At 44.4% G+C, this 6,000-nt stretch carries 4 protein-coding genes; 3 read left to right on the top strand and 1 reads right to left on the bottom strand.

What is annotated here, in order from left to right; translation table 11 throughout:
* Positions 1 to 247 precede the first annotated feature (247 nt).
* From ccsB to tilS, 3 genes are all read left to right on the top strand, one after another.
* Entirely contained in the window at positions 248 to 1,342 is a 1,095-nt protein-coding gene (ccsB, locus tag F6K49_RS22230) for a c-type cytochrome biogenesis protein CcsB (protein ID WP_293021535.1), read from the top strand.
* A gap of 201 nt (positions 1,343 to 1,543) precedes the next feature.
* Positions 1,544 to 2,608 carry a KGK domain-containing protein gene (locus F6K49_RS22225; protein ID WP_293100180.1) on the top strand — a complete coding sequence of 355 codons (1,065 nt, stop codon included), beginning with the start codon at positions 1,544 to 1,546 and terminating at the stop codon, positions 2,606 to 2,608.
* A 184-nt stretch (positions 2,609 to 2,792) separates the two neighbouring features.
* On the top strand, positions 2,793 to 3,806 hold the full coding sequence (gene tilS, locus F6K49_RS22220) for a tRNA lysidine(34) synthetase TilS (RefSeq protein WP_293071807.1): 1,014 nt from the start codon (positions 2,793 to 2,795) through the stop codon (positions 3,804 to 3,806).
* A gap of 167 nt (positions 3,807 to 3,973) precedes the next feature.
* On the opposite strand, the gene hmpF is transcribed toward tilS, so the two are convergent.
* On the bottom strand, positions 3,974 to 5,737 hold the full coding sequence (gene hmpF, locus F6K49_RS22215; RefSeq protein WP_293100176.1) for a pilus motility taxis protein HmpF: 1,764 nt from the start codon (positions 5,735 to 5,737) through the stop codon (positions 3,974 to 3,976).
* Positions 5,738 to 6,000 lie beyond the last annotated feature (263 nt).

Raw genomic sequence — 6,000 nt, 5'->3', positions numbered from 1 at the left:
ACTATCCGAAGGGGTCTGAAATTACAACTCAACTGGCCGGTGAAGTTGTTGTTGGTACCAGTAGGTCTCTACGTAGTTTGGTTGTTTGCTCCTCAGAGTGGTCTCCCTTACATTTATTTCGATTTTTGACTTGCGCGTAGCGCTATAACGCACTAGAACTCTATCAAAAGGGGCACATCGAACGGATAGGATAGTAGTAATGCTGCAATAATATAAGCTTTATACAAGACTTGAGAGAGAACGCTGTATGGATCTGGTTACACTCCAGAACAAATTAGATAATATTGCCTTTTTCGTCCTTTTTGTGACGATGTTAATTTACTGGGTAGGAGCCGCTTTTCCTAAAATCCCTTATTTGTCAGCCTTAGGAACATCAGGCATGGCAACCGCCAACCTTTGCACTGCTACCCTACTCGGAGCAAGATGGCTAGAGGCAGGCTATTTCCCGATCAGTAATCTCTATGAATCCCTGTTTTTCCTAACCTGGGGAATTACCACAGTTCATCTAATTGCTGAAAACATGAGTCGCAGCCGATTGGTAGGGGTGGCTACTGCACCAGTCGCCATGGGAATTACCGCGTTTGCGGCTCTATCCCTACCACCAGATATGCAGGAAAGTGCTCCATTGGTACCTGCTCTGAAATCCAATTGGTTAATGATGCATGTTAGCATCATGATGCTCAGTTACGCCACCCTGATGGTGGGTTCCCTGGTAGCGATCGCATTTTTAGTGATTACCCGTGGTCAGAACGTGGAACTGCGGGGGAGTTCTGTCGGGACTGGTGGCTATCGCAGCAAGACTAACTTACCGAATAACTTACCAGGGAATTCCAATTTTAAACTACAGCGCACCGGTAAACAAGCAATTTCTCAGCCTCTAGTTACCTCTGATACCTCATCCCCTTTAGCTGAAGTCGGAGAGATTAATGCAGCTAGTACTACAGCAGTGCTAGATTTAGTCACTACCCCCGACTCACCCGTACCATCGGTATCCACAGCACCCACCCTGTCACCCCAGAGGCTAAATATTGCCGACACTCTCGATAATATCAGCTATCGTATTATTGGGCTGGGATTTCCTCTGCTCACCATTGGGATTATTGCCGGTGCCGTTTGGGCAAACGAGGCTTGGGGTTCATACTGGAGTTGGGACCCAAAAGAAACCTGGGCATTAATTACCTGGCTAGTGTTTGCTGCCTATCTCCATGCCCGCATTACCCGTGGCTGGCAAGGACGCCGACCAGCAATTTTGGCAGGAACAGGACTTCTAGTTGTCTGGGTTTGCTATCTAGGAGTCAATCTATTGGGTAAAGGCTTACATTCCTACGGCTGGTTCTTCTAAGAACTATATATTTCCGTGATTGAGTGCATGCCCTAAATTGCTTCTACTTAAAACCCGCTTTAATGCCTAGAGGCATCGGGGAATTAACCCTAGGAAACCGACCTTTGGCTCAAAGGAATATTTGGCTCCATGGTTGGGCAATGAAACTCCTGCCCTCTAGGCATGGAAGCTTATCGAAAAGTTTGATCGGGGAAAATAGTCGTGGATAATCAGTTCAAGCCACTCGCTGTTGGTGAAGTACTATCAGTGGATGAATCTGCTCAAATCTTTATTGGTAACCGTACCTTTAGGGTCGGTGAATTCTTAGTTGCTATCAAAAAGAAATTGGTAGAAGTTTTAGGGGATGAATGGACTCCAGAACAGGAAAGTTGGTTTAGCGAATCGGGTATTCCCTGTGAAGTGTTGCAATTTGCTGCTAATGACTGGCAGCAAGGCAAAGTAAGACTTAATCTAGAATTTTGCCTTGTCGAGACTCAGGATAAAGTTGATGATATATCAGCTATTGGTGGTAAAACATTGCAAAGCACATCAACCCAGGTAGCAGAACAGCCAGACCTTGCAGAGCCAGAAACTAGCAATGATTCTGGATTCGACCTTGGAGTTGGAGCAGCCACAGCCGCTGTGACTGCTACTGGAATATCAGTAGCTGAAGCACTAGAGGAAGATACCTCAACTACTATCTCGGATGAGATCACACTGAAACCTACACTTGATGCAGATGAAGACATTGCTCTCGAACAAACCCCAAGCAGTCAAGAAGAAGATGAGTTTGATTTAGGAGACTTTTCCGAAAGTGCGGAAAGTCAGGAAGATATTGGTTTCGAACAAAACCCAAGCAGTCAAGAAGAAGATGAGTTTGATTTAGGAGACTTTTCCGATAGTGAGGAAGATATTGGTTTTGAACAAACCCCAACCAGTCAAGAAGATGAGTTTGATTTAGGAGACTTTTCCGATAGTGAGGAAGATATTGGTTTTGAACAAACCCCAACCAGTCAAGAAGAAGATGAGTTTGATTTAGGAGAACTTTCCGAAAGTGACGAAGATATAGAGTTCCTAGAATCACCGACAGCAGCGGAAGAAGATTTGCTGGATTTGTCAGCAGTATCAACAGACAGTAGTAATGATTTTGATCTGGGTGAAATGTCTGATGATAGTGATGAAGACATGTTTCAACTGGACGATATTTCCTTTGATGAGGAATCAGAAAACGGTGATGATAATTCCCTAATGGATGATGTCTGGCAAGAAATGAATGAGCTTAAATAAGCTTAAATAATAGTCTATTGCTAAATGTTGTGGTAAATGTTGACATGGGAGCATCGTAGTGAACATGCCGATTTCAAAGCTTTCAAGAACCTTGAGGGTTTAGGATTTATAGGATTGTTAGGGTATCTATGACCTACAAAATTCAAAATGTCAAAGTTTTGGATAACTATTCATAACAACTCTAATGTCTGAGATACCGAGTTGGACACCTCTTCATGCACGGCTACATAGAACCCTGCGGCAAAAGAAGCTACTACCCAAGAATCAGCAGGTCTTAGTAGCCGTATCCGGTGGGCAAGATTCCCTTTGCCTAACCAAACTACTCCTAGATTTACAGCCCAAGTGGAAATGGCAGCTAGGAATCGCCCACTGTGACCACCGTTGGCCCTATGATGAGGGAATTTCCCTTCATGTACAGCAAATTGCTCAAAGTTGGGGACTTCCATTTCATCTACGAACCGCCCCTGAAGTGACAAAGAGCGAATCAGCAGCGCGGCAGTGGCGTTATCAAGCCCTGATTGACATTGCCCAAACTCAAGGTTATCCCACTGTTGTCACTGGTCACACAAAAAGCGATCGCGCTGAAACAGTCCTCTATAACCTGATCAGAGGTTCAGGGACTGATGGCTTGCAAGCTTTGACCTGGGAACGACCTCTTGCTCCTGGAGTACATCTGGTGCGTCCCTTACTTGACACATCCCGTAGCGAAACTCTCCAGTTTTGCGAGCAGCAGCAACTTTCCATTTGGGTGGATGCTTACAATCAAGACCTTAACTATGCCCGTAACCGCATCCGCCAAGAGCTAATCCCCTATTTGAAAACCCATTTCAACCCACAAGTTGAGACAGCCTTGTCCCAAATTGCTGAAATCTTGCGAGCAGACGTGGAATATCTTGAAAACACTGCTGAGCAAATCCAAAAGCAAGCCATGGCAGTACCTACGGTCGAGGAAGATCCTGCTAGCAATAGCCCTCCACGATTAAATCGTCTGGTATTACAGCAAGCTCCCCTAGCTCTGCAACGTCGTGTGATTCGGAAGTTCCTTCAGGAAAACCAAACCAAAGCCCTCAGCTTTGAGCAAATCGAAGCGGTGACTGGTTTAATTGCTGCTCCCAACCGCTCTCGAACGTCATCCTTTCCTGGTGGAGTAACAGCCTTGGTAGAAGAGGAATGGATTATTCTTAATACTGAAGTATGAAGTATTAAGTATTAAGTATGAAACACTTCTATCTCTTAGTTTCCGAGAAATTTTTCTCCTTCAACCTACCCTACAACGAATACGGGGCGAACTACATTCAACCTTTAACATTCAACCTACCCTACACCGAATACGGGGCGAACAACATTTAATATTAAACCTTAAACCTAAGAAGCTGCCAACTCTGGAGATTGGCTTAAGCTACTGATGATTTGAGATATTTGAGCGATCGCTTGTTGTTGAGAACCACCTGTTTTCTGGATGTGATTCAGAGCATTTGCGATCGCATCCAGCTTTTGTCGAAGTTCATTGACACCATCTTGCAATGGCTGTAGGGTTTCTTCATAGAGATGAAGTTTGCCCCAAAGTTGAGCGACCTTCACCTGATTGGAGAGCCAACTTTCCTCCCAATTTTTTACCTGAGCCAGCTTAGCATCCTTTTCTTGGGTTTGTTGATTGATCAATTCTTCAGCTTGGCTAACCCTAAGGCGCATCTGTTCAATTTCTCGTTCTAGTTGTTGCAATTGATCTGACTGTTTTTTGCACTGTGCTTCTAGTTTGATCAAAATTGGTCCTAAGTCAATTTTCTGGTTTTGTTGACCATTACTATCCACAATTCCTTGCCGCAGTCGTAACACTCGTAGATGCTGATTTATAATTTCTTCTCGTTCCCATAGAGTCCGGCGTTGACCCACCAAGGTTCTGTCCAGCATCTGGTAACGGTCTTGCTCATCTGCTAACTGGGTTTCTAGACTAATACGATCGTACTCACTAGCGACCCTAATCTGTTCTTGTAGTTCTTCAATCCCTTGGTGTTGGAGTGTTAGTTCTTCTTCTTGGTCATTGACGAAGCGTACAACTTTTTCCAAATCCTGCTGCAAATTCTGAACTATATCCTGTAACTCACCCAAGGGCATTTTTTCTAGTGCTGCAATATCCACCATTTGGCTAATCTTGACATCCCCTGATGTTGTTGCCATTCGAGCCAGTTCTTGGTATAATTTTTCCTGAGTTTGGAGTTGCAGACTCACCATCCTAGCTGATTCGAGCTTGATCTCTAGATTAGTTTGCTGCACTTGCCTTTCCCGGTTTGCCTGTTCACAGGATGCTTGTAATTGTTGTAACTTTCGGGTTTGATGTTGGACTTCCTGCCCTTGACCCTCAACCTCTGCTTCCAATTTTTGAGCTAATAGACGTTGTTCATTTAACTTCTGCCAGTGATTATCCAACACCGAATGCTGATGCTTGACTACTTCCAAGGCTTGATTCAGTGGTTCCCAGACAGATTGTGTTGATTCTGCTCCTCCTGATAAGCGATTGAGCAATTGCTGAATCACACCAGCCTGCTGAGCATCTAAACCAGCAGAGTACTGACCCTCTGAAACTTGCTCTTGTAAGCGTAGCTGCTGTCCCCGGAGTTGTTCCCAAGCACCTTCGAGCTCCTTACTTTTACGCTCCAATTCTTGTCTGAGTTTAGCAGTTTCTGCCTCAGTAGTTTCCAGTTCTTGGCGTTGTTGCTCTATTCTGGAAAAATCCTCCTCCATCGTTTGCATCTGCTCAAGCCGCGCTTCCATTTCCATCTCGCGACGGTTGAGTTCTTGACTTTGATAGGTCAAAGATTGCTTCCACTGCTCAATTTCTTCTTCCTGGTTTTTTGACTTTTCTAGCAAGCGAGAGAAATTTTGCAATAGATTGACTAACCTTCCCCCCGCTGCCTCGATTGTCCCCTGTATTTGTCGATTCCCACTCAGGTTAACAATCACCAACGCACCATCACCAAAGTTATTGGCTTGTTCTGTCGGAAGCACTTCCTCCCCAGACACCTTATTCCAACTCTGGTCAGTCCGCTGAAAAGCCAGCAGTTTGAGTTCGGCCTGAGCTCTACCCATAAACCCAGTTTTCTGCTTTCTTACCTCTGCGAGATACAGCACACTGATCGTCCTCTTTTAATTGTATTGTGCCCAATTCTTAATTAACACATTTGAACGCTTAACCCCTTTGGGGTTGCAGGGTGGTAATTTTCGGAGATGATTGGTCAACCGATTTTGTTTTGATCCTTAAGGCTATTAGTCCTTTAAAGGATGACGGTATTCAGTATATTTAGACACTAAAGGTATTTTAAGGTATTTCCCAGACTTGATCTGCCAGTCAATCAAGGTTAGCAGAATAAAAATAGATTTATGAGGATAGTCTT

It is taken from the genome of Moorena sp. SIO3I6, from assembly GCF_010672095.1.
This window is presented reverse-complemented; position numbering and strand designations above follow the sequence as displayed.